The organism is Burkholderia stagnalis (assembly GCF_039848545.1).
GTDB classification, from domain to species: Bacteria; Pseudomonadota; Gammaproteobacteria; order Burkholderiales; family Burkholderiaceae; genus Burkholderia; species Burkholderia stagnalis.
Genome location: NZ_CP156685.1, coordinates 2,640,670 through 2,666,836, shown reverse-complemented (window position 1 = coordinate 2,666,836; position 26,167 = coordinate 2,640,670). Strand labels below are relative to the sequence as shown.

20 protein-coding genes are annotated in these 26,167 nt (G+C 71.2%); 14 read left to right on the top strand and 6 right to left on the bottom strand.

The features are described from left to right. Nucleotides 1-8: 8 nt before the first annotated feature. The 3 genes from ABFO07_RS12300 to ABFO07_RS12290 form a co-directional block, all read right to left on the bottom strand. Nucleotides 9-1,151: a transglycosylase SLT domain-containing protein gene (locus tag ABFO07_RS12300; protein WP_347467361.1), complete on the bottom strand. Its 1,143-nt coding sequence runs from the start codon at nt 1,149-1,151 to the stop codon at nt 9-11. Nucleotides 1,152-1,254: 103 nt separating this feature from the next. Beyond that, nucleotides 1,255-1,500, bottom strand: coding sequence for a hypothetical protein (locus ABFO07_RS12295; protein ID WP_347467359.1), 246 nt, complete (start codon nt 1,498-1,500; stop codon nt 1,255-1,257). A 37-nt stretch (nt 1,501-1,537) separates the two neighbouring features. Next, nucleotides 1,538-2,698 carry a porin gene (locus tag ABFO07_RS12290; RefSeq protein ID WP_059922806.1) on the bottom strand — a complete coding sequence of 387 codons (1,161 nt, stop codon included), beginning with the start codon at nt 2,696-2,698 and terminating at the stop codon, nt 1,538-1,540. Nucleotides 2,699-3,321: 623 nt separating this feature from the next. On the opposite strand from ABFO07_RS12290, the gene ABFO07_RS12285 reads away from it, so the two are divergent. The 7 genes from ABFO07_RS12285 (at nt 3,322) to ABFO07_RS12255 (ending at nt 10,809) form a co-directional block, all read left to right on the top strand. Next, nucleotides 3,322-3,831: a sigma-70 family RNA polymerase sigma factor gene (locus ABFO07_RS12285; protein WP_026044829.1), complete on the top strand. Its 510-nt coding sequence runs from the start codon at nt 3,322-3,324 to the stop codon at nt 3,829-3,831. 3 nt (nt 3,832-3,834) lie between these two features. After that, a complete protein-coding gene (locus ABFO07_RS12280; RefSeq protein ID WP_347467355.1) occupies nt 3,835-4,821 on the top strand; it encodes a FecR domain-containing protein in 987 nt (328 codons plus the stop codon). A gap of 54 nt (nt 4,822-4,875) precedes the next feature. Beyond that, nucleotides 4,876-7,479, top strand: a complete 2,604-nt coding sequence (locus tag ABFO07_RS12275; RefSeq protein ID WP_060016828.1) for a TonB-dependent siderophore receptor — start codon at nt 4,876-4,878, stop codon at nt 7,477-7,479. A 59-nt stretch (nt 7,480-7,538) separates the two neighbouring features. Then, nucleotides 7,539-8,321, top strand: coding sequence for a hypothetical protein (locus ABFO07_RS12270; RefSeq protein ID WP_347467354.1), 783 nt, complete (start codon nt 7,539-7,541; stop codon nt 8,319-8,321). Nucleotides 8,322-8,488: 167 nt separating this feature from the next. After that, the gene (locus tag ABFO07_RS12265) at nt 8,489-9,082 is read left to right on the top strand and encodes a flavin reductase family protein (protein ID WP_059885566.1); all 594 of its coding nucleotides are present in this window, start codon (nt 8,489-8,491) and stop codon (nt 9,080-9,082) included. 214 nt (nt 9,083-9,296) lie between these two features. After that, on the top strand, nt 9,297-9,806 hold the full coding sequence (locus tag ABFO07_RS12260) for a hypothetical protein (RefSeq protein WP_060016824.1): 510 nt from the start codon (nt 9,297-9,299) through the stop codon (nt 9,804-9,806). Nucleotides 9,807-9,996: 190 nt separating this feature from the next. Beyond that, nucleotides 9,997-10,809 (top strand): hypothetical protein, encoded by an 813-nt coding sequence (locus tag ABFO07_RS12255; protein WP_059885568.1) that lies wholly within the window; start codon nt 9,997-9,999, stop codon nt 10,807-10,809. A 63-nt stretch (nt 10,810-10,872) separates the two neighbouring features. Here ABFO07_RS12255 and ABFO07_RS12250 read toward each other — a convergent pair whose 3' ends face one another. Both ABFO07_RS12250 and ABFO07_RS12245 read right to left on the bottom strand, forming a co-directional pair. Beyond that, nucleotides 10,873-11,802, bottom strand: coding sequence for a phosphatidate cytidylyltransferase (locus tag ABFO07_RS12250; RefSeq protein ID WP_059567020.1), 930 nt, complete (start codon nt 11,800-11,802; stop codon nt 10,873-10,875). 40 nt (nt 11,803-11,842) lie between these two features. Continuing rightward, nucleotides 11,843-12,472 carry a lysophospholipid acyltransferase family protein gene (locus tag ABFO07_RS12245; protein ID WP_059567190.1) on the bottom strand — a complete coding sequence of 210 codons (630 nt, stop codon included), beginning with the start codon at nt 12,470-12,472 and terminating at the stop codon, nt 11,843-11,845. Nucleotides 12,473-12,883: 411 nt separating this feature from the next. Between ABFO07_RS12245 and ABFO07_RS12240 the strand changes: the two genes are divergently transcribed. The 4 genes from ABFO07_RS12240 to ABFO07_RS12225 all read left to right on the top strand — a co-directional run bounded on the left by ABFO07_RS12240 (nt 12,884) and on the right by ABFO07_RS12225 (nt 17,179). Then, nucleotides 12,884-13,489, top strand: a complete 606-nt coding sequence (locus tag ABFO07_RS12240) for a CDP-alcohol phosphatidyltransferase family protein (RefSeq protein ID WP_059567022.1) — start codon at nt 12,884-12,886, stop codon at nt 13,487-13,489. Nucleotides 13,490-13,551: 62 nt separating this feature from the next. Continuing rightward, entirely contained in the window at nt 13,552-15,318 is a 1,767-nt protein-coding gene (locus ABFO07_RS12235; protein WP_059805452.1) for a bifunctional alpha/beta hydrolase/class I SAM-dependent methyltransferase, read from the top strand. After that, on the top strand, nt 15,318-16,724 hold the full coding sequence (locus ABFO07_RS12230; RefSeq protein ID WP_347467349.1) for a phosphatase PAP2/dual specificity phosphatase family protein: 1,407 nt from the start codon (nt 15,318-15,320) through the stop codon (nt 16,722-16,724). Before ABFO07_RS12235 ends, ABFO07_RS12230 begins: the two co-directional genes overlap by 1 nt. Further along, on the top strand, nt 16,724-17,179 hold the full coding sequence (locus ABFO07_RS12225) for a hypothetical protein (RefSeq protein WP_059989279.1): 456 nt from the start codon (nt 16,724-16,726) through the stop codon (nt 17,177-17,179). The genes ABFO07_RS12230 and ABFO07_RS12225 overlap by 1 nt, the downstream gene beginning before the upstream one ends. A gap of 80 nt (nt 17,180-17,259) precedes the next feature. Here the strand turns inward: ABFO07_RS12225 and ABFO07_RS12220 are convergent, their stop codons facing one another. Then, the gene (locus ABFO07_RS12220) at nt 17,260-18,288 is read right to left on the bottom strand and encodes a sensor domain-containing diguanylate cyclase (RefSeq protein WP_347467346.1); all 1,029 of its coding nucleotides are present in this window, start codon (nt 18,286-18,288) and stop codon (nt 17,260-17,262) included. Between the two features lie 510 nt (nt 18,289-18,798). Between ABFO07_RS12220 and bcsB the strand changes: the two genes are divergently transcribed. Genes bcsB through ABFO07_RS12205 form a run of 3 tightly spaced genes read left to right on the top strand, consistent with a single transcriptional unit; the run spans nt 18,799 to nt 26,159 of the window. Then, on the top strand, nt 18,799-21,105 hold the full coding sequence (gene bcsB, locus ABFO07_RS12215) for a cellulose biosynthesis cyclic di-GMP-binding regulatory protein BcsB (protein WP_347467344.1): 2,307 nt from the start codon (nt 18,799-18,801) through the stop codon (nt 21,103-21,105). Nucleotides 21,106-21,108: 3 nt separating this feature from the next. Continuing rightward, nucleotides 21,109-22,329, top strand: a complete 1,221-nt coding sequence (bcsZ, locus tag ABFO07_RS12210) for a cellulose synthase complex periplasmic endoglucanase BcsZ (RefSeq protein ID WP_347467342.1) — start codon at nt 21,109-21,111, stop codon at nt 22,327-22,329. Next, a complete protein-coding gene (locus tag ABFO07_RS12205; protein WP_347467340.1) occupies nt 22,314-26,159 on the top strand; it encodes a cellulose synthase subunit BcsC-related outer membrane protein in 3,846 nt (1,281 codons plus the stop codon). Before bcsZ ends, ABFO07_RS12205 begins: the two co-directional genes overlap by 16 nt. Nucleotides 26,160-26,167 lie beyond the last annotated feature (8 nt).

Genomic DNA, 26,167 nt, shown 5'->3' with positions numbered 1-26,167 from the left:
GCGGCGCGTTACTTCGAGATGTACCAGAGCGCGTCCGTGCTGACGCGCGCGGGCGCGGCGGCCGGTGCCGGCGCGGGCGCCGGTGCAGGCACCGATGCGGTGGCGGGCGCCGGTGCAGCCGCAGCCATGGGCAGCGACGTCGATCCCGCCGACGGCTTGGTCACATACCAGAGCGCATCGGCCGACGCGGTGCTCTTTGCGGCGCCCGCCGGCTTGTTCGCCGTCGGTGGCGCGCTCGCGGCGGCCGCCATCGCCGGCCGCTGCGCCGGCGCGCCGGCCGGTAACGGCGAACCCGCCGCAGCGCGCTGCGCGCGCGCTTCATAGGCCCCGAGCTGGAAGATCAGCGCTTGCGCGGGGCGCGCGATCACCGCATACGGAAACTGCGGTTCCCACGGCACCAGCACGCGCCCGCCCGGCGTGTCCGCGAAGATCGCCGGCACGCGCTTCATGTCGCTGAACTGCACGTAGACCTTGGCGCCGTCGTCGAACACCTGGATCGGCTTCGCCGCATCCGCGCCGCTCACCGTCCAGCCGAAGTTGTACGCGCCGGCGGGGCCGGCCGGCGCCGACGCGGCCTGCGCGGCGGCGCGCGGGCGGGTGACTTGCGGCGCGGTGACGCTGAGGCTGGCGAACGGGTTGTAGGCCTGCGGCGGTGTATAGGACGGCGGAAGGATAGGCATGGGGGAATCCGGCGAATCCGGGATGGTTTGAATCGCGTCGTACACCTTGCGCGCATACGCGAGGCGCTTGTCGGGCGATGCGGCGTTGTACGCGCCGATCGCGTTCCAGGTCGGCCCGAGCTGACGGATGTTCTGCGACAGGATCCACGCGCCGACATAGGCGTTGGTGCACGGGTCGTACAGGCTCTGCTCGGAGATGCCTTCGCGCGAGAGCGTCGGCAGCCACGAGCTGTTGATCTGCATGAGACCGATGTCGGTGGTGCCGTTCGCGTTCGTATTGACCGCGTTGGTCTTCATCCCGGATTCGACCTGCGCGATACCGCGCAGCAGGCTGACGTTGACGTGATGGAACGCGGCGGCATCGTCGAGGCAGTCGGCTCGGGCGATGCCGTGCATCATGAACGAAATCGAAATAATCGGCGCTATTTTCAGCATTTCAGTGCTGAGCGAGCGGGTTTTCTGACGCGGCATGGCAGGTTGGCGCGAAATCGGGCGGCCTATGCAAGAAAAAAGCAACGGCGAAGTGTGCCATAGCGCGCGATCGAATGGCTCATTCCGGTGCGGCGATGATGCTTCAGCGGCCGGGGGCAGGTCGCAGGGGTTTTATCCGGCGCGAGATGCCGGGCCATGCGCGAATGCGAATGCGGCGGTAATGCCGCGCGCGTTTTGTTCGCGAGAATCGATGCGACAGACGCAGTCGCGCATCGCATATCGGGAAAATCGACGAACGGTTGGCGTCGATCGCGAACCGTTCGGGTTGCGAAAGCGCGGCATCGGCCGCGCATGCATCGCGGGTGGCGGGCGCCGCCGCGCGAATCATGGCCGGCCGCCGCGAACGGGCGGCCGGCCGTGCGCGATCAGAAGCGGTGACGCAGGCCGAGGTTGACCATCGTCTGCGAGCGGGTGCCCACGTAGCCGTACGAACCGATCGACGCTTGCGCGGCCATCGCGCCGCCCTTGCCGTCGCCGGTCTCGCCGCTTGCGTGCTGGTAGGCCGCGGTCACGTATACGTCGGTGCGCTTCGACAGGTTGTAGTCGCCGCCGAGCGACACCTGGTGATAGGTCGCCGACGTGTCGCCGCCCGACTTCGTGTAGCTGTAGCCGACGCCGACGAGCAGGGCATTGGTCGCCTGGTAGTTCAGGAAGCCCTGGCCGGTGTTGTAGTGCTCGTTCGACGCGAACAGCGAGCTGGCGTCGCGGCGGTACTGCGCGTTGCTGTAGCTCGCGCCGAACGTGAACTTGCCGAGCACGTACTGGCCCGCGACGCGCGCGATGCCGATCGAGTGGGCCGTCGAATAGCCGCTGTTGACGGGGCCGTCGAAGGTGCCGTCCGACGTGCTGGTCCAGGTCGAGCGCGGGCCGTTCGCGGCCGGGCTGTTCGCCGCGTAGAAGTAGCCGCCCGCGAGGCTCAGCGGGCCGTTGTTGTACGCGAGCGCCGCCGAGTACGACTGCCCGGAGCCGGTGCTGCCGGCGATGCCGCCGAACGAGTACATCGCGGAGAACTGCAGGCCGGCATACACGGGCGACGTATACTTCACCGCGTTGTCGACGCGGAAGCTGTTGTCGTAGTTGTCGACGTCGCCGGCCGTCGCGAACGCGCTGCCGAGATAGTTGTCGGCGGTGATCACCTGCACGAGATCGATCAGCGGATCGTACTGGCGGCCGAGCGTGACCGTGCCGTAGCGGTCGCTCGACAGGCCGACGAACGCCTGCCGGCCGAACAGGCGGTTGCCCTGGCCCTGGCGGCCGTTGCTCGGGTCGAAGCCGCTCTCCAGCTGGAACAGCGCCGTCAGGCCGCCGCCGAGATCCTCGCTGCCCTTGATCCCCCAGCGGCTGCCGGACAGGTTGCCCGCGCTGCTGTTGCCGAGCGCCCACAGGTTGTCCTTGCCCTGCGCATGGTTCACGTAGGTCAGCGATGTGTCGATCACGCCATACAGCGTGACGCTCGATTGGGCGTGCGCGACAGGCGCGGCCGCGAGCGACGCGAGCGAAACCAGCGAGAGTGCGGTGCGTTTCATTTGATCTCCTTTTGCAATGGCTTTCGATGGTGAATCGGCAATGGCAGGAGACTACCGAGTCGGAATTGAAGGAGAAAAATGAAATGCTCTGTTGTGACGAAAAGAAGACATGCGCATGCCACGCAAGCGTGCATTTCCGGATTCGAATTATTGATGAACGTGCATCAATCGGCGAATAAGCGGATGGGTTTTTAAAGCGGCTTTACCGATCCCGTCACAATTTGCGCGTGGCAGCCGGCATATCGATCCGTGATTCGAATTATCGCGGTTCGGGTAAATGATTATTTAATCAACTGAATCAATCGGGCGGAATTGACTGTGCTAGCGTAGCCCCACTCGTATGCTTCATCGATTGAGGTAGCGAGTTTCCACGCTTTTTAAAGCGGCTTCGGCCGCTTCTTTTTCTCCGAACGCTTCGTTTGTCCGTCTGCCGCTCGCCGGCATCGACATCGCGCCGCCGCGCATCATCGCCCCTTGTCCGATGACGTACCCGTAGAACGCTCACATCGTTCGCGCGTGCGCGACAAGCGCCGACGCGACCCTCCCGGCGGCGTTCCGTGTTTGTATATAATAATCATTCTCATTTACGAATGCGCTCGCGCGCCCGCGCCCGGAACCCGGCCATGTCCGCTGACAAGCTCCCTCTGTACCGCGAAATCGACGCCCTGTACGTCGGCCATCACGCGTGGCTGCGTGGTTGGCTGAACAGGAAGCTGGGTTGCGCGCACCGCGCGGCCGATCTCGCGCACGACACGTTCATGCGGCTGCTGGCGCGCGACGAGCCGATCGGCGCCGCCGAGCCGCGCGCGTTCCTGACGACGGTCGCGCAGCGCGTGCTGTACAACCACTGGCGCCGCGAGCAGCTCGAGCGCGCTTACCTCGACGCGCTCGCGCTGCGCCCCGACGCGCATGCGCCGTCGCCGGAGGAGCGCGCGGTCGTGCTCGAGACGCTGCTCGAGATCGACCGGCTGCTCGACGGCCTGCCGCTCGCCGCGAAGCGCGCATTCCTGCTGTCGCAACTCGACGGGCTCGCGCAGGCCGAGATCGCGGCCGAACTCGGCGTGTCGCTCGCGACGGTCAAGCGCTACCTGGTGAAGGCCGGCACGCAGTGCTATTTCGCGATGGCGGCCTGACCGATGGCCGCATCGGGTACGCCGGCGATTGCGCCGCAGGTCGCGCAGCGCGCGGTCGAGTGGTGGGTCGATCTCCAGGCCGGCAACACGGATGCCGCGTTCGCGGCCGAGCTCGCGCGCTGGCGCGCGGCGGACCCGAGCCACGACGCCGCGTGGCGCCACATCGAAGCCGTGCACGGCAGGCTGAGCCGGCTCGCCGACGGCCTCGACACGCGGGCCGCGCGCGCGGCGCTGCTGCCGCCGCGCTCGGGCCGCCGCCGCGCGGCCGTGAAGGCGCTCGCGGTGCTGCTGTTCGCGGGCGGCGCGGCGTGGATGGCCGAACCGTCACGGCGCTGGGCTGTCCGGCAGGCCGACCTGCGCACGACGGTCGGCGAACGGCGCACGGTGACGCTCGCCGATCGCACGGTCGTCGTGCTCGACACCGACACGGCGCTCGACGTGCGCTTCGACGATCGCGAACGGCGCCTGCGCTTGCTGCACGGCACGATCATGGTGACGAGCGGCCACGACGATCGCGGGCTCGCGCGTGCGCTCGTGATCGCGACCGACGACGGCGAGCTTCGTCCGCTCGGCACGCGCTTCTCGGTGCGGCAGCGCGATGGCGCGAGCCGCATCGAGGTGTTCGCCGGCGCGGTGCGGGTGCAGCCCGGCCGCGCGCCAGGCGGCGCGCGCGTGATCGCCGCGGGCGAGGGCGCCGATTTCACGCGCGATGCGGTTGGCGCGAGCGCGCCGCTCGATGCGTACGCGTCCGCATGGACCGACGGGATGATCGTCGCGTCGCGCATGCGGCTCGCGGACCTGGTTGCCGAGCTCGGCCGCTATCGCCGCGGCAGCCTGCGTTGCGACGCGGCCGTGGCCGACCTGCGGGTGTCGGGCACGTTTCCGCTGGACGATCCCGATCGCGTGCTCGACACGCTGAAGACGACATTGCCGATCGACGTCGCGCACGTGACCCGCTACTGGGCGACGGTCGTGCCGGCCGGTTCGTGAGCGTCCCTGAAAAAATCCTGCATCTGTGTGAGCTGTTTTCGCGTTTCGCGTGACATGGGTCATGAGAGCAGCACCGAACCATCGCCTACCGACACCCCGAACATGGCTTCCACCCGTCTGATGCGCCGCCGCCGACCGGCTTCCCGGCGCGCGTTGCCGCCGCGCCCGCGCGCGGCCATCTCCGCCGCACCTGCCGCCTCGCGCGGCCTTGCCCACCGGCTGGCCGGCGCCGTCCTGCTGTCGGCGCTGCTGCCGCTGCCCGCGCTGGCCGCCCCCGACACCGACACCGACGCCGACGCGACATCCGCGGCCGCGCAGCGCGCGTCGCGCCGCGCGTTCGATATCCCGGCCGGCCCGCTCGAAGCGGCGCTCAATCGCTTCGGGCGCGACGCGGGCATCCTGCTTGCGTTTCCCGCCGATCTGGCCGCCGGCCGGACGAGCGGCGGCCTGCACGGCCGGTTCGACGTCGAAGGCGGGCTCGACCGCCTGCTCGCGGGCACCGGGCTCGTCGCGCTGCGCCAGCCGGGCGGCGGCTATACGCTGATGCGCACCGGCAGCGCGCCGGCCGCGCAGCCGGCGGCCGCTGCCGGCGCCGGCGCGGAACTGCCGACGATCGCGGTGCGCAGCAGCGCGATCCGCGCGGAAAGCTACCGGCCGCCGCAGGAGGCCGGCGTGCTGCGCTCGGACATCCCGCTGCTCGACACCGCGCAGGCTGTCGCGATCGTGCCCGCGCAGGTGCTGCGCGACCAGCGTCCGCGCAATCTCGACGATGCGCTCGGCAACGTGAGCGGCATCACGCAGGGCAACACGCTCGCCGGCACGCAGGACACGATCATGAAGCGCGGCTTCGGCGACAACCGCGACGGCTCGGTGATGCACAACGGGATGCCGATCGTGCAGGGCCGCTCGTTCAACGCGGCGGTCGACAGCGTCGAGGTGCTGAAGGGCCCGACGGCGCTGCTGTACGGGCTGATGGATCCGGGCGGCGTCGTCAACGTCGTCGCGAAGCAGCCGCAGCTCACGCGCTACAACGCGGTGTCGGTCGGCGCGTCGACATTCGGCCACGGCAAGAACGGCGGCAGCGCGACCTTCGACTCGACCGGCCCGATCGGCGACACGCCGCTCGCCTACCGGCTGATCGTCGACCAGTCGAACGAGCAGTACTGGCGCAACTTCGGCGAATACCGGCAGACCTTCGTCGCGCCGTCGCTGGCATGGTACGGGCGCGACACGCAGGTGGTGCTGTCCTACGAATACCGGAAATTCCATTCGCCGTTCGATCGCGGCACCGCGCTCGACCCGCGCACTGGCGCGCCGCTCGACATTCCCGCGCGGCGCCGCCTCGACGAGCCGTTCAACAGCATGGACGGCGAATCGCATCTCGCGCAGCTGTCGGTCGACCACCAGATCAACGCCGACTGGAAGGCGCACTTCGGCTACAGCTACAACCGCGAAACCTATGACGCGAACCAGATCCGCATCACCGGCGTGAACCCCGCGCAGGGCACGCTGACGCGCAGCAACGACGCGACGCACGGCTCGCTCAGCACCGACAGCTACGGGATCGCGTACGTGAACGGCAAGCTGCGGCTCGCGGGGATGCGCCACGACCTGCAGTTCGGCGTCGACAGCGAGTACCGCCGCATCTACCGCAAGGACATGCTGCGGCAGGCCGTGAAGACGCCGTTCAGCTACGTGGATCCGGTGTACGGGCTGCTGCCGCCGTCGAGCACCGTGTCCGCGAGCGACAGCGACCAGACCGACACGCTGCACGACGCGTCCGTGTTCTTCCAGGACAGCATCCACGTGACCGACAAGTGGATCGTGTCGGGCGGCCTGCGCTTCATCACGTACAACCAGGTTGCGGGGCGCGGCCGGCCGTTCAAGGCGAACACCGACCTGAGCGGCTCGAAATGGCTGCCGCGCGCGGGCGTCGTCTACAAGTGGAACGACGCGTTCTCGCTGTACGGCAGCTACTCGCAGTCGCTGAAACCGTCGTCGTCGATCGCGCCGATGGCATCCGGCTTCGTGATCGACGGCGCGACGCCGCCCGAGGAGGCGACCGCATGGGAAGTGGGCGGCAAGCTCGACCTGCCGGGCGGTCTCACAGGCTCGCTCGCGTTGTTCAACATCGACAAGAAGAACGTGCTCGTGTCGCAGTTCAACGACACGACCAAGCTCACCGACTGGCGCACGTCCGGCAAGGCGCGCTCGCGCGGCGTCGAGCTCGACGTGTCGGGCAAGATCGGCGAACGCTGGAACGTGATCGCGAGCTACGCGTACATCGACGCGAAGACGATCGAGGATCCGCTGTATGCGGGCAACCGGCTCTGGAACGTCGCGCGCCATACGGGGTCGATCGCGGCCGTCTACGACGTCGGCACGCTGGCGGGCGGCGACGACCTGCGGATCGGCGCGGCCGCGCGCTACGTCGGCGCACGGCCCGGCGATTCGGCGAACAGTTTCACGCTGCCGTCGTACGTGCTTGCCGATGCGTTCGCGACCTACGACACGCGCATCGGCAAGCAGAAGCTGTCGCTGCAGCTCAACGTGAAGAACCTTTTCAATCGCACGTACTACCCGTCGAGCGCGAACCGCTATTTCGTCGCGCTCGGCGATGCGCGGCAGGTGTCGCTGCTGACGACGCTGCAGTTCTGACGCACCCGTCGTCGCATCATTTGCCGCGCGAAGCGTCGCGCGGCCTCGGAGATCATGGAATGAACGGAAACATGAAGCACCTGACGCACCGCGCGGCGGCGTTGACGCGGCGCGGCGCATTGCGCGCGCTCGCCGGTTCGGCGATTGCGATCGCGGCGGGCGTTGCCGGCGTGTCGCCCGCATCGGCCGCCGAACAGAACGTGCAGCGCGCGCAGCCCGCGCCGGCCGCGCGCGTCGCGATACTCGTGCAGACCGGCGGCCCGAACCTGAAGGTCGACGAACGGATCGGCGCGCACCTGAGCACGCGCGGCTACGCGGTGCGCTTCGTCGACCAGGCCGCGGCGCCCGATGCGGCGCGCGATGCGGACCTCGTGATCATCTCGTCGACCGTGTCGGCGAAGAACGTCGCGGCGGGCTGGCGCACGCTCGACAAGCCGCTTGTCACTTGGGAGAACGACCTGCTCGACGATCTCGCGATGACCGGCAAGCGCCACGACGTCGACTTCGGCGAGACGGGCAAGGAGCGCTACGTGTGGCTCGTCAACGCGCCGCACCCGATCGCGGCGGGGTTGCCGGCGGGCGCGACGAACGTGTACGGCAAGCAGGCGCCGATGAGCTGGGGCAAGCCGGGGCTCGGCGCTAGCATCATCGCGACCGTGTACGGGCAGCCGGACAAGGCCGCGATCTTCGCGTACGAGAAGGGCGCGACGATGGACTACGAAGCGCTCGCGCCGGCGCGACGCGTGATGTTCTTCCTCGACAACGACACGTTCGTGAACCTGTCGCCGGCCGGGCTCGCGTTGTTCGAGGCGGCAGTCGATTGGGCGGCGGGGCGGCGCTGACGGCCGTGCAGGCGAGTGCGCGGCGTGTCGGCCGGCCGCCGCGCGAACGGCGGGATTCGATGCGGAGGGCGGCGCCGATACACGCGAAGCGAGCAGGTGGATTCGATCCGTCGCTGCCCGTCGATGCGAGAATGCGGGCGTTTGCAGAATCGTGTCGAGAGAACTGAATGGACAGTCATATCGCTCCGGTGGAGCTGAAGAAGGCCTACCGTCTCCTCAATCACGGCCCGACCGTGCTCGTGTCGGCGCGTCACGGCGGCACCGACAACGTGATGGCCGCCGCGTGGGCCTGCGCGCTCGACTTCATGCCGCCGAAGCTGACGGTCGTGCTCGACAAGTCCGCGAAGACCCGCGAACTCGTCGAGCGCAGCGGCACGTTCGTGATCCAGATCCCGACCGCCGCGCAGCTGGCGCTCACGCATGCGGTCGGCAGCCACAGCCTCGCCGACCGGCCGGACAAGCTGCGCGAAGCCGGCGTCGCGCTGTTCGACGTCGAAGGGCACGACCTGCCGTTCGTCGCCGGCTGCTCGGGCTGGCTCGCGTGCAAGCTGATTCCGGAGCCGCACAACCAGCAGACCTACGACCTGTTCATCGGCGAGGTCGTCGGCGCGTGGTCCGACACGCGCGTGTTCAGCGACGGCCACTGGCATTTCGAGCAGGCCGACCCGGCATTGCGCAGCCTGCACTACATCGCGGGCGGCAACTTCTATGCGATCGGCGAGGCGCTGTCGATCGACGCCGGCACGACCGACGCGCAATGACGCAGCGGGCCGGCGGACGCCGGTTCGTCCCCGTGGTCGGCCGCCGGGATTCCGGCACGCACTTCGATGATGGCGAGGCGGCTCGCCGCCCGTATGTCGCCGCGGATAGCGACTAATATGGAAAGATTCCGATCGTCGCGGCGCATGATCCGGCGTCACGTGCCGCGATGCAGGTGTCGCGGGCGTCCGCGTTCGCCGGAAGGAGAGGCGCGAAATGCGAAGAATCTACGTGCTGTTGCCCAATGCGAAAAGTGCGTCGCGGATCATCGACGAATTATTGCTCCGCCACGTCGAATGGCGGCATGTTCATGTGCTGGCCGCGCCGGGCGTGGAAACCGAAAACCTGCCGCAAGCGACACTCGCGCAGCGCAGCGACCTGCTGCCGGCGCTCGGGCGCGGCACGCTGGTCGGCTGGCTGGTGGGGATGGCGGTCGGGCTCGCCGCGCTGCTGTACCAGCCGGAGGGGCTGAAGCTCGGCGCGGGCGCCGTCGTGCTGATCACGCTGCTCAGCGCCGGGTTCGGCGCGTGGACTTCGACGATGATCGGCGTCAACGTGCCGAATACACGGCTCAAGCGCTTCGAGGGCGCGGTCGAGGGTGGCGAGCTGCTGTTGATGGTGGACGTCAAGACCGATCGCGTCGACGAAATCGAGGCGCTGATCAAGCAGCATCACCCGGATGCGGGCGTCAAGGGGCACGATCCGACGATTCCGGCGTTTCCTTGAGCAGCAGGCGAGGGCGGCGCGACGGTGACGGGCGCGCCGCTCCGCGCTGCACACGGCTTTGTCGTTCGGTTCCCGCGATGCAGCGCGGGAACCACGCTGCCGGCTGGTCTGCCGCTTTCTCCTGATAAGCTGTCGCGATTCCGAAATCGACGAGCCGGCGGCTCCCGGCCGGCTTGCGCTGCGCGACGACATGACAAAAACGACCACGCCTGTCCCGTTGAAACACCCTGACCGTTCCGTCGGCCGCCTGCTGACGATTACCGCCTGCGCGCTGTTCGCCGCGCTGCCGGCGCGCTCCGCGCCTGCCGACCGCCTGCTGCATGCGTTCATCCGCGATCACTACGGCGCGTGGCGCGCCGATCGCAAGGGCTGGCAGCAGGACCCGGACGATGCCATCTACCAGCCGTGCGGAACGCTGCGCGTCGCCACGCCGGACGGCCCGCGCTACCTGCTCGCGATGTGCGGCGAGACCGCCGCGAGCGTGCAGGACGGCATGCCGGGCATGGATTCGGACGCCACGCCGGGCACGATCGACCTGTACGTGCTGCGCCCGTCGCCGGACGGCAAGGGGCTCGAACCGGTGCTGACGAAGACGGACATCGCGTCCGGCAAGCGCGGCGCGCCGGGCACCGTGAGCATTCAGCGGCTCGGGCCGCGCCTGTTCGGTTTCGTCATCGGCGACAGCGACACGCGGCAAGGCTACACGCAAAGCCTCCGCGCGATCTGGCTGCCGCACGGCAATGCGCTGGTGCTGGCGGCGCCGCGCATCAACGAGGCGCTCGACAATGCCGAGTCGTCCGAATGCGCGAATGCGCAGGCGCGCTGCGAGGCACGCCGCTTCGAGATCGCGCCCGACACGACGGCCACCGGCGCCGTGTATCCGCTGACGGTGACCGAAACCGGCACGCGCGGCAGCCGCGCGATCCATGCGCGCTACACGGTGAAGTTCGACGACGCGCGCGGGCGCTACGTGGTGCCGAAGGCGCTGCGGGAAGGGTATTGAGGCGCCGCGCGCCGGCATGAACGCGGCGCGCGGGCGGCAACGGCGGCGCCTGCCGCCGCCGCGTCACACGTACAGATAGCGGACGAGGTGGAAGAACACCGGCGCGGCGAAGCAGATCGAATCGACGCGGTCGAGCATCCCGCCGTGGCCGGCGATCATCGAGCCCCAGTCCTTGGTGCCGAGCGAGCGCTTGACGGCCGACAGCACGAGCCCGCCGACGAAGCCGGCGACCACGATCGCGAGCGAGATGCCGAACGCGGCGCCGAAGCTGAACGGCGTCACGCGATACAGCGACGCGCCGCACAGCGTCGCGAGCAGGCCGCCGCCGACGAAGCCCTCGATCGTCTTCGACGGCGACAGGCGCGGCGCGATCTTGCGGCGTCCGAACAGCTTGCCGACCACGTACTGCAGCACGTCGCTGATCTGCACGACGACGAGGAAGAAGAACAGCAGCAGCGCGTTCTGCCCGGTGTAACGCGGAATGTCGAGGATCAGCACGGCGGGCGCATGGCTCAGCCCATAGACGCACACCATCAGCGCCCAGTTGATCTTCGCGTTGCGGCTCAGGAATTCGCGCGTGTCCTGCGTGAGCGCCGACACGAGCGACATCGCGAAGAACAGGTGCACCGGCACGAAGATCGAATACATGCCGTACCAGTTGATCCCGAGCAGCAGGTACTGCACCGGGATCGCGACGAAGAACGCGATGAACAGCGTCGTGTGATCGCTCGCGGTGGTCGGCGTGAGCGTGATGAATTCGCGCAGCGTGAGATACGACAGCACCGCGAACACGAGGTAGGTGACGTTGTTGCCGAGGCCGATCGCGATCACCATCACCGCGATCATGGCCCACCATGCACGGATGCGCTGGTTCAGGTTGACGATCGTCGCGCTCGTGCCGCCGCTGCGCGCGCCGAGGATCGCGCCGATCACGGTCGCGACGCTCAGCAGCGCGGTGACGCCCGCGACCAGTTCCCAGAAAAGTGTTCGCATGTGGATGTGGTTGTCCGGATGAAGAGGGGGCGCGCCGCGCTCAGCCTGCCGGCCGGTGCGGCGCGAGCGCGACGATCGCGTCGCGCATGCGGGCGAGGAACGACGCCTTGTCTTCCTGGTCGCCGCGCGCCTCGTTCGCGCCGAAGTGCACCTTGCAGATCAGCGGCACCGGCCAGATCGCGCCTTTCGGCATGATCCGCTGCAGGTTCTCCAGGTAGACGGGCGCGAGCGCGACGTTCGGGAATTCGCTCGCGAGATGGAACAGCCCGCTCTTGAACGGTTGCGGCAGCGCCTCGGCGCTGCGCGTGCCTTCGGGGAAGATGATGATCGAATGGCCCTGCGCGAGCGCGTCGCGCACGGGGTCGAGCGGGTCGCCGCCAGTCTCGCGGTGGCGGTCGATCAGCACGACGTTCAGCAGCTTCTGCGCGATGTGGCGCTTCATGTCGCTGCTGTCCCAGTAGTCGCGCGCGGCCACCGGCCGCACCACCGCGCGCACGTCGCGCGGCAGCGCCGCGAGGATCGCGAGCGTGTCGATGTGGCTCGTATGGTTCGAGAAGTAGATCTTCTGCGTCGGGCTCGGCGGCGCCTGGTGCCAGACCGGATAGGCGCCGGCGACGAGCCGCACGATCGTCAGCAGGAAGTCGCGCTGCCATGCATGCAGGATGTTCATCGGCGGCGCGCCTCCTGTCGTTGCGGTTCGCACGCCCGCCGCGCGGCGCACGCGTGACGGACGGCATCCCGGAATGCCGATGCGGCGCGATGCGCATCGGACGGCCCATGTTTAAATTTTTTCAAATGAGTGAGTGCCTGTCGCTGGTCCGCGATAATCGGCGGGTTGCACGATTGCCGGCGGGAGTGATCGCTATTGCACGAGTGCGCGAATACGATTTGCAACCATGTTGCATTGCATTCGGGCCAGCGGATTATCGCGAGTTTCCCGGAAAAACGCCAGATCGCCGCGCCGGCCGCGCGCTTGACGCCCGGGGGCCGCTCGGCGACGATTATGCCCGTCCAGTAGTCGACCGTTTCCGCACCGGGGGCCGCCCGCGGAGACGAACCCCAAGCGGTGCCAATTAAAACGATGAGCCTGTACGCACTCAAACCCAAATTCCAGAACCGCCTGCGACCGCTCGCGAATTCCCTCGTCGAACGCGGCGTCACCGCGAACCAGGTCACGCTGTTCGCGGCCGGCGGCTCGATCGTCGTCGGCGCGCTGGCCGGGCTCGGCGCGTTCGCGCCGGCGCTGTTCCTGCTGATTCCCGTATGGCTGTTCGTGCGCATGGCGCTCAACGCGATCGACGGCATGCTCGCGCGCGAGCACGGCCAGAAGAGCACGCTCGGCGCGTACCTGAACGAGCTCGGCGACGTCGTGTCGGACGTCGCGCTGGTGCTGCCGTTCCTCGCGGTGTCTGCGTTCTCGCAGGCGGACGTGTGGCTGTTCGCGCTGCTGGCGGTGATCGTCGAATGCGCAGGCCTGATCGGCCCGCTCGTCGGCGCGAGCCGCCGCTACGACGGCCCGTTCGGCAAGAGCGACCGCGCGTTCGCGCTCGGCGCGTTCGCGCTGTGGATCGGCGTCGGCCTGCCGGCCGGCGGCCTCGCCGCGTGGCTGTGGCGGCTGCTGATCGTGCTGTCGGCCGTGACCGTCGTGCGGCGCGTGCGGGCCGGCATCGCCGAAGCGGGCGGTTGAGCGGGCGACGCCGGAGGGCGGCGTCGCGTTGTTGCTTCGAATAACGAAACGAGAAAGATCGCATGAGCACACGCATCGCCCGCGAGGCGGAATTCACCACGCACGACGGCGAACCGCTGTTCTACCGTCACTGGCCCGCGACGGGCGAGCGCTGCCGCGGCGCGATCGTGCTGCTGCATCGCGGCCACGAGCATTCGGCGCGCGTCGCGCACCTCGTCGACGAGCTCGACCTGCCCGAGTTCGCGTTCTTCGCGTGGGACGCGCGCGGCCACGGCCGCTCGCCCGGCGCGCGCGGCTACAGCCCGAGCGCGGCCGCGTCGGTGCGCGACCTGCAGACCTTCGTCGAGCACATCCGCGACACGCATGGCATCGCGATCGAGGACATGGCCGTCGTCGGCCAGAGCGTCGGCGCGGTGCTCGCGGCAACCTGGGCGCACGACTACGCGCCGCCGATCCGCTGCCTGGCGGTCGCGTCGCCGGCGTTCCACATCAAGCTCTACGTGCCGTTCGCGCGGCCCGGCCTGCGGCTGATGCACAAGCTGCGCGGGCTGTTCTACGTGAACAGCTACGTGAAGCCGAAATTCCTCACGCACGACCCCGAGCGCATCGCGAGCTACGCGGCCGATCCGCTGATCACGCGGCCGATCGCGGTCAACATGCTGCTCGACCTGCACGACACCGCGCAGCGGATCGTCGCGGACGCGGCGGCGATCACGGTGCCGACGCAACTGCTGATTTCCGGCGCGGACTGGGTGGTCCATCGCGGCCCGCAGGACCGCTTCTACGAGCGGCTCGGCTCGGCGCGCAAGGAGCGCATCGTGCTGCCGGGCTTCTATCACGACACGCTCGGCGAGCGCGACCGCGCGCAGGCGCTCGCGCCGCTGCGCGCGTTCGTGCTGCGCGAATTCGACACGCCGAGCCCACGCGTGTCGCTCGCCGACGCCGACCGGCGCGGCGCGTTCCATGACGAATACGCGGCGCTCGCGCGGCCGCCCGCGAATCCGCTCGCGCGCGCGTACTGGGCGATCACGCGCGCGGGGCTGAAGGCGGGCGGCGCGCTGTCGGACGGCATCGCGCTCGGCCTGAAGCTCGGCTTCGATTCGGGCTCGACGCTCGACTACGTGTATCGCAACGATGCGCAAGGCCGGCTCGGCATCGGCCGGCTGATCGACCGCACCTACCTCGATTCGCCGGGCTGGGCCGGCATCCGCCAGCGCAAGATTCATCTGCAGGAACTGATCGGCGCGGCGATCGCGCGGCTGCGCGGCGCCAGCGAGCCGGTGCGGATCGTCGACATCGCGGCCGGGCACGGCCGCTATGTGCTCGACGCGATCGCGTCGGCGGCCGAGCGCGACGGCGCCGCGCCCGACGACATCACGCTGCGCGACTACAGCCCGCCGAACGTCGAGGCGGGGCGCGCGCTGATCGCGCAGCGCGGCCTCGAAGCGATCGCGCGCTTCGAGCGCGGCGACGCGTTCGACGACGCGTCGCTGGCGGCGCTCGCGCCGCAGCCGACGCTCGCGATCGTGTCGGGCCTGTACGAGCTGTTCGGCGAGAACGCGCTGATCGAGCGCTCGCTGCGCGGGCTCGCACAGGCGGTGCCGCCGGGCGGCTATCTCGTCTATACGGGGCAGCCGTGGCATCCGCAGCTCGAATTCATCGCGCGCGCGCTGAACAACCATCGCGGCGACGCGACCTGGGTGATGCGCCGCCGTTCGCAGGCCGAGATGGACGAACTCGTCGCGCGCGCGGGGTTCCGCAAGCTCGACCAGCGGATCGACGCGATGGGGATCTTCACGGTGAGCCTCGCGCAGCGGGTCGACGCGTGATGGGCGAGCTCGGCGGCCGCGCGCGCGGCCTGGCCGCCCAGGCCCCGGCCGCGGCCGGCGCGCGCGACGCGTCGCTCGCGCTGCGCGTCGGCTGGCTCGCGGCGATGGGCGCGGTGTTCTTCTCGACCTACGGCTTCGCGAACTGGCTCGCCGCGCGCCGCGACGCGGTGCCGACCTTCGCGTTCGGCTGGGAGCATTCGATTCCGTTCGTGCCGTGGACGATCGTGCCGTACTGGTCGATCGACCTGCTGTATGCGCTGTCGTTCCTGTTCTGGGCCCGCCGCGACGATCTGCTCGATCACGTGAAGCGCCTGCTGACCGTGCAGCTGATCTCGGTCGCGTGCTTCGTCGCGTGGCCGCTGCGCTTCGGCTTCGAGCGGCCCGACGCGGGCGGCGTGGCAGGCGCGTTGTTCACGCTGCTGATGGGTTTCGACAAGCCGTTCAACCAGGCGCCGTCGCTGCATATCGGGCTGCTCGTCGTATTGTGGGCCGTCTACGCGAAGCACCTGCGCGGCACGCTGGCGCGCGCGGTGCTGCATGCCTGGTTCGCGGCGATCGGCGTGTCGGTGCTGACGACCTATCAGCATCACGTGATCGACGTGCCGACCGGCGCGGCGGTCGGCTGTCTCGCGTTGTTCCTGTTCCCGTTGCGCGACGCGGCGGGCCGGCTGCCGGGCGCCGATGCGGCGCCGTCCGCGGCCGGCCGCGCGCTCGCGCGCCGCTATGCGCTCGGCGCCGGCATCGCGGCGCTCGTCGCGCTCGCGTGCATTCCGCATGCGGCCGGCTGGGCGCTGGCGGCGGGGTGGGGCGCGCTGGCGCTGGCGTGCGTCGCATGGATCTACCGGCGCGGCGCGCCGTCCGCATTCCAGAAGCGCGCCGACGGCCGGTTTGCGCCGTTCATGCGGCTGCTGTTCGCGCCGACGATCGCCGGCGCGTTCGTCAACTCGCGCGCGTGGACGTTCCGCAACCCGGCGCCCGCGCGCATCGACGAACGCGTGTCGATCGGCCGCGCGCCGAGCGCCCGCGAACTCCGGAAGCACGGGTTCACCGGGCTCGTCGACCTGACCGCCGAGATGCCGCGCTGGGCCGCGGCCGATGCATCGCTCGCGTATGTGAGCGTGCCGCAGCTCGACCTCGTTGCGCCGACTGCGCTGCAGTTGCAGCAGGCCGTCGCGGCGCTCGAGCGCCTGCACGGCGAGGGCCGCGACGTGCTGGTCTGCTGCGCGCTCGGCTACGGCCGCAGCGTGCTGTGCGCGGCCGCGTGGCTGGCGCTGCGGCGCGGGCTGACCGATGCGCGCGACGCGCTCGCGGCGGTGCGGGCGGCCCGGCCGCGCGCGGTGTGGTCGGACGAAGGCGTCGCGGTGCTGCAGCACTGGATCGACCGCCGCGCGGCGGGGGACGCGTGATGCGCGACCCGTCCGCGCCGTACCGGATTGCCGCGGCCCGTGGCGCGCTCGATGCGGGCGCGTGGGCGATCGTGGCCGCGCTCGCGGCGGCGGGCGCGGGGTGGTGGGTCGCAGCGGGCTGGATGGCCGCGCCACTCGCGCGGGTGCTGCTCGCGGCCGTCAGCACCGCGTCGGGTGTCGCGGCGCTGTGGTATGCGGTGCGGATCGCGATCGACCGCCGGCTGTTCGCGGCGCTCGCGCATGCGGCAACGGCAACGGCGCCGGACGGCGCCGGCGATGCGCTCGCGGCGCTCGACCGCGCGCTGGCCGACCTCGGCTGGATCGATGCCGCGAAGGCGGGCCGGGCGCTCGATGCGCGCGTGCGCGGCGCGATCGGCCTGTGCCGGGCCGGGGTGCTGATCGCGGTGATCCAGTGGGCGATCGTCGGGGCCGCGATCGCGATGTCGGGGTTCTGAAGAGCGGCCGGCGGCAACGGGTGTCGTACCCTCGACGCCGTCACACCGTCACACCGTCACACCGTCACACCGTCACGCAGTTACGCAGTCACGTCCTCGCGCGCGCTGCGCCGCGACCGCTTGACCTCGTACATCGCCTGGTCCGCGTGTTCGATCAGCGCGTTCATCTCGGTGCCGTCGTCGGGCAGCATCGCGATCCCGACGCTCACGCCGAGCGCGAGCGGCCGCCCCTCGAACTCGAACGGCGCGCCGACCGTCTGCGCGAGCCGTTCGCTTTGCGTCTGCGCGTCGGTGCGGGTGCGGATGTTCGGCAGGATCACGCCGAACTCGTCGCCGCCGAGCCGCGCGACCGTGTCCGAGCGCCGCACGGCGCCCATCATCCGCGTCGCGGCCTCGCGCAGCGCGGCGTCGCCCGCGCGATGGCCGTGCACGTCGTTGATCGGCTTCAGGCCGTCCATGTCGATGTTCAGAATGCCGAGCCGGGCATGGCCGCGCAGCGCCGCGTGCATCGACTGGCGCAGGCGGTCGTAGAACAGCGCGCGGTTGGGCAGGCCGGTGAGCGCGTCGTGCGTCGCGCGCAGGTACAGCTCGTTCGCCTCGTTGCGCGCCGCGTGGAACATCGCGGCCGCGATCAGCTCGGCCATCAGCCGCAGCGTGCCGGCGTCGGCCGGCGTGAACCCGTCGACGGCGGGCGACATCACCTTCAGCACGCCGACCGTCGTATCGAGGTGGGTGAGCGGCATCACGAGCATCGAGCGCAGCCCGACCCGGCGGCAGGCGTCGCGATCGACGCGCGGGTCGGTTTCCGAATCGGTGCAGCGCAGCAGCTCGCCCTGCGTCACGCACCGGCCCGACAGGCTGCCCGAGCGCCGCAGCCGCAGCCCGAGCATCCCGGCGGCGGTGCCCGACGCGGCGCGGTACACCATGTCGTCGCCTTCGGCGAGCTCGACCGCCGCGCCGGCCGCGCCGGTCAGGCACGGCACCTGTTCGGCCACGTAGGCCATCACGCTGCCGAGATCGAGCCCGAGCTTCGCGATCTCGGTTTGCGCGGCGATGATGCGCAGCAGGGTTTCCGGGGCGGGCGTGGCAATGGCGACGGATTGATTCAATTCAGGTTTTCCACAAAGAAAGCGCGGCCAAGCGCGGCAGAATGCGGTAGCATACGCGCCGCTCACGCGGACGCGCGCGGCCGGCGGCCTGCAACGGGATCGCCGCCGACATCCGTTTGTCGGATCGGCGCGCCGGGATGGCGCCGACAGGATGCATGCGCCCGGCATTGTGCCGGTCGACCAATCCGGTGACAACGGCGCAATTCGTACCCCCAGCGCGCTGCGCCGGCATTTCTGACCGGATTCATGGCCTTTCCGCCTTGTACGTTCGAATTGGGGTACGTTTTAATCTATTTTTGAGATAGTGTGACGAAACGGGAGTGCGCGCGCCGGTGCCAGGCGCGCGGCGCGGCGGCGCGAGGGCGCCGCTTTCAACCGTTCGTGCTGTTTCTCAAGGCAATCAGACCTGTATACGAGAGGGGAAGCATTGGGGATGTGCATTCGCCTGCCCGGCGGCGCGGCATGCGTCGCCTTCGACACCGTCGACCATCAGATGAAACGGAGCGGCCGATGAAGCCGGCCGCGTCGTTTCTCGTCTCGATCGCGGCCGCGGCCGGCACGTTCTATGCCGCCTGCCTGCCGGCTGCCACGCAGACGCCGCCCGGCCCGGCGCCGGCCGTGGTTCCGACCCCGGCTTCGGCGCTCGCCGCCGCGCCCGCGGATGCCGCGAGCGCGCCGCCGTCCGCCAGCCGGGGCGCGACCAGCGTGCGCCTGCCGTTCGCGACGCTCGGTGCGTTCGACCCGCTGCGCCTGCGCGGCGCGGACGACGCGCGCACCATCCACGCCGGCGTGCGGCTCGACCGCGTGGTGACCGGCGCGCGGCTGCGCCTGACCTACGCGTATTCGCCGTCGCTGGTGTTCCCGATGTCGCACCTGAAGGTGTCGGTGAACGGCGAGGTGGTCGCGACCGTGCCGTTCGACGCGCCGCGCGCGGGCAAGATGGTCACGCAGGACATCCCGATCGATCCCCGCTATTTCTCCGATTTCAACCAGATCGGCCTGCGCCTGATCGCGCACTACACGCTCGACCACTGCGAAGACCCGATGAATTCGGCGCTGTGGGCGGACGTGAGCCCGACCAGCGAGCTGATCCTCGACGAGTCGCCGGTGCGGCTGCCGAATGATCTCGCGCTGCTGCCCGCGCCGTTCTTCGATCGCCGCGACAACGGGCTGCTGCGCCTGCCGTTCGTGCTGCCCGCGTCGCCCGACACGGCGACGCTCAGGAGCGCCGGCGTGCTCGCGTCGTGGTTCGGCGCGCTCGCGGATTATCGCCACGCGCGCTTCCCGGTGTCATCCGCGCTGCCAGCCAGCGACAACGCGGTGCTGATCGGCCCCGTCACGGCGCTGCCGCCGGGCCTCGCGCTGCCGTCCGTCACCGGCCCGACGCTGGCGGTCGCCGACAACCCGGCCGCGCCCGAGCGCAAGGTGCTGGTCGTCACCGGCCGCTCGGCGGCCGAAGTCGACGACGCGGTCGCGGCGCTGGTGCTCGGCCGCGCGGCGCTGTCGGGGCCGTCGGCGACGGTCGCGCGCGTCGACCTCGGCGCGCCGCGCAAGCCGTACGACGCGCCGCGCTGGCTGCCGGTCGACCGGCCGATCGCGTTCCGCGAACTGGTCGGCGACCCGCGCGAGCTCGAGGTGCGCGGCACCTCGCCGGACGCGATCCGGCTGAACCTGCGGGTGCCGGCCGACCTGCATTCGTGGAACGGCTCGGGCGTGCCGATCACGCTGCGCTACCGCTACACGGCGCCGACCGTGCAGGACAATTCGACGCTCGCGGTCGAGATCAACGATCAGCTCGTGAAGTCGTACCGGCTCGGGCCGTCCCACGCCGAGGACGCGCGCGGGCGCATGCAGCTGCCGCTGCTGTCGGTGCCGGAAGGGCGCGTGACGAGCGACGTCGACATCCCGGCGTTCCGCGTCGGCAGCGGCAACCAGCTGCAGTTCCGCTTCACGCTCGATTCGCAGAAGACGGGCCTGTGCTCGAGCACCGCGACCGAGCCGCAGCGCGCGGCGATCGATCCCGATTCGACGATCGACTTCTCGCACTTCGTCCACTACGCGCAGCTGCCGAACCTCGCGTACTTCGCGAACAGCGGCTTCCCGTTCACGCGCTTCGCGGACTTGTCGCAGACCGCGGTCGTGGTCGCCGGGCGGCCGTCGCCGCAGGAGCTCGAGGCTTACCTCACGATGCTCGGCCACATGGGCCAGTGGACCGGCTTCCCGGCGCTGCGCGTGCAGGTCGTGCGGCCGGGCGAGGTTGCCGCGCTGGCGGGCAACAAGGATCTGCTCGTGATCGACGGCGCGCCGTCGCTGACGCTGCTCGGGCACTGGCGCGACGCGCTGCCGCTGTCGTTCGGCGAGCAGGGCGGCGCGGGCGGCACGCGGGTCGCGTTCACGGTGAAGGAGCGCTGGCGCAACGGCGTCGGCATGGCCGAAGGCAGCGCGCGCATCGAACAGACCGGCTCGCTCGCGGCGCTGCTCGGCTTCGAGCTGCCGGGCAGCCGCGGCCGCAGCGTCGTCGCGCTGAGCGCGACCGACCCGGCGCGCCTCGGCAGCGTGCTCGACGTGTTCGAGAACGCGGGGCTCGTGTCGCAGCTGCAAGGCGACCTCGCGCTGGTGCGGCCGGGGTCGGTCGACAGCATGCGCGTGGGCGACCCGTACGTGGTCGGCTTCGTGCCGTGGTACGCGCGGCTCTGGACGGTGGCGGCGCGGCATCCTGTCGTGCTCGGCGCGGTGGGCGTCGTCGCCGGGCTGCTGCTCGCGCTCGGCGCGTTCAGCGTGCTGCAAAGGATTGCCGCGCGGCGACGGGGGATGTGACGGATGGTGCAGGCAACGGCAGGGCGGCGGGTGAGCCGGCCGGCGCGCTGCGCCGGCATGGCGCTCGCGTTGACATTCGCGCTGGCTGCGTCGGCCGCGGGCGCGGCGGCGGGGGCGCCCGCCACGGGCCAGGACGCCGCCGGCGCGGCCTGCGGCGCGGCGTGGCCGCGCTGGGATGCGTTCAAGCGCGATTTCGTGTCGGCCGACGGCCGGGTGATCGACGTCGGCTCGGCCGACTCGCGCACCGTCTCCGAAGGGCAGGCGTACGGGCTGTTCTTCGCGCTCGTTGCGAACGACCGGCGCGCGTTCGACACGATCCTCGGCTGGACCGAGAACAATCTCGCGCAGGGCGACCTCACCGCGCGCCTGCCCGCGTGGCTGTGGGGCCGCGCGGCGGACGGCGCGTGGCGCGTGCTCGATGCGAACGCCGCGTCGGACGCCGACCTGTGGATCGCGTACACGCTCGTCGAAGCGGGCCGCCTGTGGCATGAGCGCAGCTACACCGCGCGCGGCGCGCTGCTCGCGAAGCGCGTGCTCGACGACGAGACGGCCAGCGTGCCGGGCCTCGGCCTCACGCTGCTGCCGGGGCCGGTCGGCTTCCGGCTCGCGAACGACCAGTGGCGCGTGAACCCGAGCTATTCGCCGCCGCAGGTGATCCGCGGCCTCGGCGCGCGGCTGCCGGACGACCGCCGCTGGGCGTCGCTCGCGGCGAGCACCGCGCGCGTGCTGCTCGACACCGCGCCGAAGGGCTTCTCGCCCGACTGGGCGCTGTACCGCGCGGGCGCGGGCTTTGGGCCCGACGCGGCCACCCACGCCGAAAGCGCGTACAACGCGATTCGCGTGTACCTGTGGGCCGGCATGCTCGACCCGGCCGATCCGCTCGCGGCACCGCTGCTCGCGCGCTTCGCGCCGTTTGCCGAGCACATCGCCGCGCACGGCGCGCCGCCGGAGAAGGTCGACACGACGACGGGCGCGGCCGGCCCGAACGACGGCAACGGCGGCTTCTCGGCGGCGGCCGTGCCGTTCCTCGACGCGCGCGGCCAGCGCGCGCTCGCGGACGCCCAGGCGGCGCGCGTCGATACCCTCGCGCGCCAGTCGCCGCCCGGCTACTACTCGAGCGTGCTGACGCTGTTCGGCCTCGGCTGGCGCGATGCGCGCTACCGGTTCGGCGCGGACGGCACGCTGGACGTGCGCTGGAGGAGCCGCCCATGCGCCGCCCGCTGAAACGCGCCGCGCCGCGCGTGGCCGGACTCGCGTGGCTCGCGTCGTCGGTCTGCGCGGCGGCGCCGGCCGCGCCCGCGCCGGCTGCCGGCAACGTCAGCGACGCGCAGCGGCTGCTGGCGACCGCGCGCATGTGGGGCGTCAAGCACCGCGACGATCTCGCGCGCGACGCGATCAGCAAGGGGCTGCTGATCGCGCCCGACAATCCCGCGCTGCTGGCCGAGCAGGTGCGCGTGCTGCTGCGCGTCGGCGACGCCACCGGCGCGCAGGCGGCGCTCGCGCGCCTGCAGGCGCGCGCGCCCGGCGCGGCCGACACGCGCCGCGCCGCCGACGAATACCGCGTCGCGACGAGCGGCCGCCAGGAGATGGCGCGGATCCGCCTGCTCGCGCGCACCGGCCGCTCGGCGGACGCCGCGCGGCGCATCGTCGCGCTGTTCCCGAACGGCGCGCCGTCGGGCGCGCTCGGCGCCGAGTATTACCAGATCGTCGCGAACGGGCCGGGCGGCTCCGACGCGGCGATCGCGGCGCTGCGCCGCGCGGTCGCGGCCGATCCGGACGACGCCGACGCGGCGCTCGGGCTCGCGAAGCTGCTGAACCAGCGCAGCGCGACGCGCGCGGAAGCGAACCGGCTGGCGTGGGCGCTCGCACGGCGCCCCGATACCGACCGCACCGAGGCGATGGCCGTGTGGCGGCGCGTGCTGCAGTCGGCCGACACCGACCCGGCCTACCTCGACTCGATGCGCGCGTACCTCGCGCTGGTGCCGGACGATACCGAATTCCGCGACAAGGTCGCGTCGATGGAGCAGCAGCGCGACGCGCAGCGCCGCCTCGAACGCGACCCGAACTACATCGCGCAGCAGCGCGGGCTGCAGGCGCTGGCGCGCGGCGATCTGGCCGCGGCCGACCCGCTGCTCGCGCAGGCCGCGCGCACGCGCGCAGGCGATGCGGATGCGCTCGGCGGGCTCGGCCTGCTGCGCCTGCGCGAGGGGCGTCACGACGACGCGCGCGCGCTGTTCGCGCGGGCCGCGTCGCTCGCGCCGGACCAGCGCGGCAAATGGGACAGCCTCGCGCGCACCGCGCAGTTCTGGGGCCTGCTCGCGCAGGGCCGGGCGGCCGCCGCCGCCGGGCGCCCGCAGGACGCGGAGCGCACGGCGCGCGCCGCGCTCGCGATGCAGCCGGACAACCCGGACGCGAAGCTGCAACTGGCCGACGCGCTGCTCGCGCAGCGCGACTGGGCGCGCGCGGAGCCGCTGTTGCGCGGGCTGCTGGCGGCCCGCGCGCCGAGCCTGTCCGCCGTGCGCAGCACCGCGACGCTGTACGAGAGCACCGGCCGCGCGGACCAGATCGGCCCGCTGCTCGATGCCGTGCAAGGCCGCGTCACGGGCCGCGACGACCGGCGCGCGCTCGACGGCCTGCGCGCCGACCTGCTCGCGCAGCAGGCGCGCGCGCTGGCTGACAAGGGCGAACGCGGGCCGGCCGCGCAGCGCTACGAGGCCGCGGTGCGCGCGGCGCCCGACGCGCCATGGACCCGTTTCGCGCTCGCGCGCCTGTATCGCGACATGGGCCTGCCGCAGCTCGGCCGCACGGTGATGGACGACGGGCTCGCGCAGGCCGGCACGCCGGAGATGCGCTACGCGACGGCGTTGTACCGCAATTCGCTCGACGATTTCGCGGGCGCGCAGGACGCGCTCGCGCCGGTGGCCGACGCGCAGCACTCGGACGGCATGCGCGCGCTGGCGCGCAAGCTCGAGGCGCAGCGCGCGCTCGCCGATGCGCGCGGCGCGCTCGGGCGGGGCGAACGCGGCGCGTTCGACACGGCGCTCGCGCGTGCGCAGGCCGCTGCGCCGGACGATCCCGACATGCTGGCCGCGATCGGCGCGCAGTGGATCGACGCGGGCGAGCCCGAACGCGGCCTCGTGCCGCTGCGCGACTGGATGGCCGCGCATCCGCAGGAGGCCGACGCGAGCGTGCGGCTGCGCTACGGCGACCTGCTCGGCAGCGCGGGGCGCGACGACGCGCTCGCCGCGTGGCTCGACACGATCCGCCGCGACCCGTCGCTGACGGCCGCGCAGGCCGCACGGCTCGAGGACCAGTCGCTGCGGCTGATCCTGCGCCGCACCGACGACGCGATCGCGCGGCAGGACTATGCGCAGGCGCGCCGCCTGCTCGCGAGCACGAGCCCGGCCGGCCACGCGGACAAGCGCCTTGCGCTCGAAGTGGCCGATCTGGAACGCGCGCAGGGCCGTTACGACGCGGCGCGCGATGCGCTTGCGCCGATCGTCGCGCGCACGCCCGACGACGCGGATGCGCAGCTCGCGCTCGCGCGGATCGACGAGGACAGCGGTGATCGCGCGGCGGCGCTGGTGCGGGTGCAGCGCGTGCTCGCGCACGCGCCGGCCGACGACGTCGATACGCAGCTGTCGGCCGTGCGCCGCCTCACCGCGCTGCGCCGCGCGGACGACGCGGCCGAGATCACCGGCCGCCTGCAGGCGGCCTGGCCGGAACGCCCCGACGTGACGGTTGCGGCGGGGCGCGTGGCCGAGGCGCAGGGGCGCTATGACGACGCGGCATCGCTGTACAAGACGTCGCTGGCACAGGAGCGCGCGAGCGGCGTGAGCCCGCGCCGCGACGGCCGTACGCCCGCGCAGGCCGCGTTCGCGAGCCTCGAGCAGCGCCGCGACCCGGAGGTCGAGATCGGCTGGCTGCCCGCGTACAAGTCAGGCGACAACGGCGTGTCCGCATACCGCGCGCAGCAGGTGCCGATCTACATGCAGGTGCCGGTGCGCTACGACGGGCACGCGTTCCTGCAGGTCGACACGGTGCGCCTCGACGCCGGCACGCTCGACACGAGCAACCCGAATTCCTACGCGCTCAACACGTTCGCGACCTATCCGGGGCTGAACGCGCCGAGCGCGAACCCGCCCGGTTCGCTGCGCCAGTCGGCAACGGGCGTCGCGCTCGGCACGGGTTATCGCACGGACGCGTGGCGCTTCGACGTCGGCACGTCGCCGCTCGGTTTCCCGGTGCACTACGTGGTCGGCGGCGTGCGCTACCGGTTCGACGCGGGCCCCGCGAGCTTCTCGGTGAGCGCGTCACGGCGGCCGGAAACGAGCAGCGAGCTGTCGTACGCGGGCATGCGCGACCCGTGGACCGGCGCGGTGTGGGGCGGCGTGCGCCGCGACGGCGTGAACCTGCGCGCGTCGGTCGACCTCGGCCGCACCAACGTGTTCGCGGAATTCGGCGCGGGCGTGCTGAGCGGGCGCAACGTCGAGCGCAACACGGCGGTGACGCTGCGCACCGGCTTCACGGTGCCCGTGTACGAGCGCGCGACGATGCGGGTGAGCACCGGCCTCGTCGGCAATGCGTGGCATTACGCGCAGAACCTGCGCTACTACACGTACGGGCAGGGCGGTTACTACAGCCCGCAGCGCTACCTGTCGCTCGGCGTGCCGATCGAGTGGGCGGGGCGGCGCGATGCGCTGTCGTGGGACCTGACCGTGACGACCGGCGTATCGAACAGCTACGAGCGTGATTCGCCGTATTTCCCGGTCGGCCTGCCGGCCGGCGCGAACGCGCGGTCCGCGGACGAGCTCGCGCGGCTTGTGTACGGCGGCAGCTCGACGCGCGGCGTGTCGTTTTCGTATGGCGTCAACGGGATCGTCGAGTACCGGATGAACCCGCACCTGAGCATCGGCGCGCAGCTGCGCATCGACCGCTCGCACGATTACGCGCCGAGCTCGGGGCTGCTGTACCTGCGCTATGCGTTCGACGCGCGCGAGCCGCGCACCGGCCTCGTCACGCCGACGCCGGTGCGGTTGTACTCGGATTACTAGCGTGACTA

Bases quoted from the DNA above. Each gene is read 5' to 3' on its own strand.
- ABFO07_RS12300 (WP_347467361.1), bottom strand. From the start codon at position 1,151: ATGCCGCGTCAGAAAACCCGCTCGCTCAGCACTGAAATGCTGAAAATA.
- ABFO07_RS12295 (WP_347467359.1), bottom strand. From the start codon at position 1,500: ATGATTCGCGCGGCGGCGCCCGCCACCCGCGATGCATGCGCGGCCGAT.
- ABFO07_RS12290 (WP_059922806.1), bottom strand. From the start codon at position 2,698: ATGAAACGCACCGCACTCTCGCTGGTTTCGCTCGCGTCGCTCGCGGCC.
- ABFO07_RS12285 (WP_026044829.1), top strand. From the start codon at position 3,322: ATGTCCGCTGACAAGCTCCCTCTGTACCGCGAAATCGACGCCCTGTAC.
- ABFO07_RS12280 (WP_347467355.1), top strand. From the start codon at position 3,835: ATGGCCGCATCGGGTACGCCGGCGATTGCGCCGCAGGTCGCGCAGCGC.
- ABFO07_RS12275 (WP_060016828.1), top strand. From the start codon at position 4,876: ATGGGTCATGAGAGCAGCACCGAACCATCGCCTACCGACACCCCGAAC.
- ABFO07_RS12270 (WP_347467354.1), top strand. From the start codon at position 7,539: ATGAACGGAAACATGAAGCACCTGACGCACCGCGCGGCGGCGTTGACG.
- ABFO07_RS12265 (WP_059885566.1), top strand. From the start codon at position 8,489: ATGGACAGTCATATCGCTCCGGTGGAGCTGAAGAAGGCCTACCGTCTC.
- ABFO07_RS12260 (WP_060016824.1), top strand. From the start codon at position 9,297: ATGCGAAGAATCTACGTGCTGTTGCCCAATGCGAAAAGTGCGTCGCGG.
- ABFO07_RS12255 (WP_059885568.1), top strand. From the start codon at position 9,997: ATGACAAAAACGACCACGCCTGTCCCGTTGAAACACCCTGACCGTTCC.
- ABFO07_RS12250 (WP_059567020.1), bottom strand. From the start codon at position 11,802: ATGCGAACACTTTTCTGGGAACTGGTCGCGGGCGTCACCGCGCTGCTG.
- ABFO07_RS12245 (WP_059567190.1), bottom strand. From the start codon at position 12,472: ATGAACATCCTGCATGCATGGCAGCGCGACTTCCTGCTGACGATCGTG.
- ABFO07_RS12240 (WP_059567022.1), top strand. From the start codon at position 12,884: ATGAGCCTGTACGCACTCAAACCCAAATTCCAGAACCGCCTGCGACCG.
- ABFO07_RS12235 (WP_059805452.1), top strand. From the start codon at position 13,552: ATGAGCACACGCATCGCCCGCGAGGCGGAATTCACCACGCACGACGGC.
- ABFO07_RS12230 (WP_347467349.1), top strand. From the start codon at position 15,318: ATGGGCGAGCTCGGCGGCCGCGCGCGCGGCCTGGCCGCCCAGGCCCCG.
- ABFO07_RS12225 (WP_059989279.1), top strand. From the start codon at position 16,724: ATGCGCGACCCGTCCGCGCCGTACCGGATTGCCGCGGCCCGTGGCGCG.
- bcsB (WP_347467344.1), top strand. From the start codon at position 18,799: ATGAAGCCGGCCGCGTCGTTTCTCGTCTCGATCGCGGCCGCGGCCGGC.
- bcsZ (WP_347467342.1), top strand. From the start codon at position 21,109: ATGGTGCAGGCAACGGCAGGGCGGCGGGTGAGCCGGCCGGCGCGCTGC.
- ABFO07_RS12205 (WP_347467340.1), top strand. From the start codon at position 22,314: ATGCGCCGCCCGCTGAAACGCGCCGCGCCGCGCGTGGCCGGACTCGCG.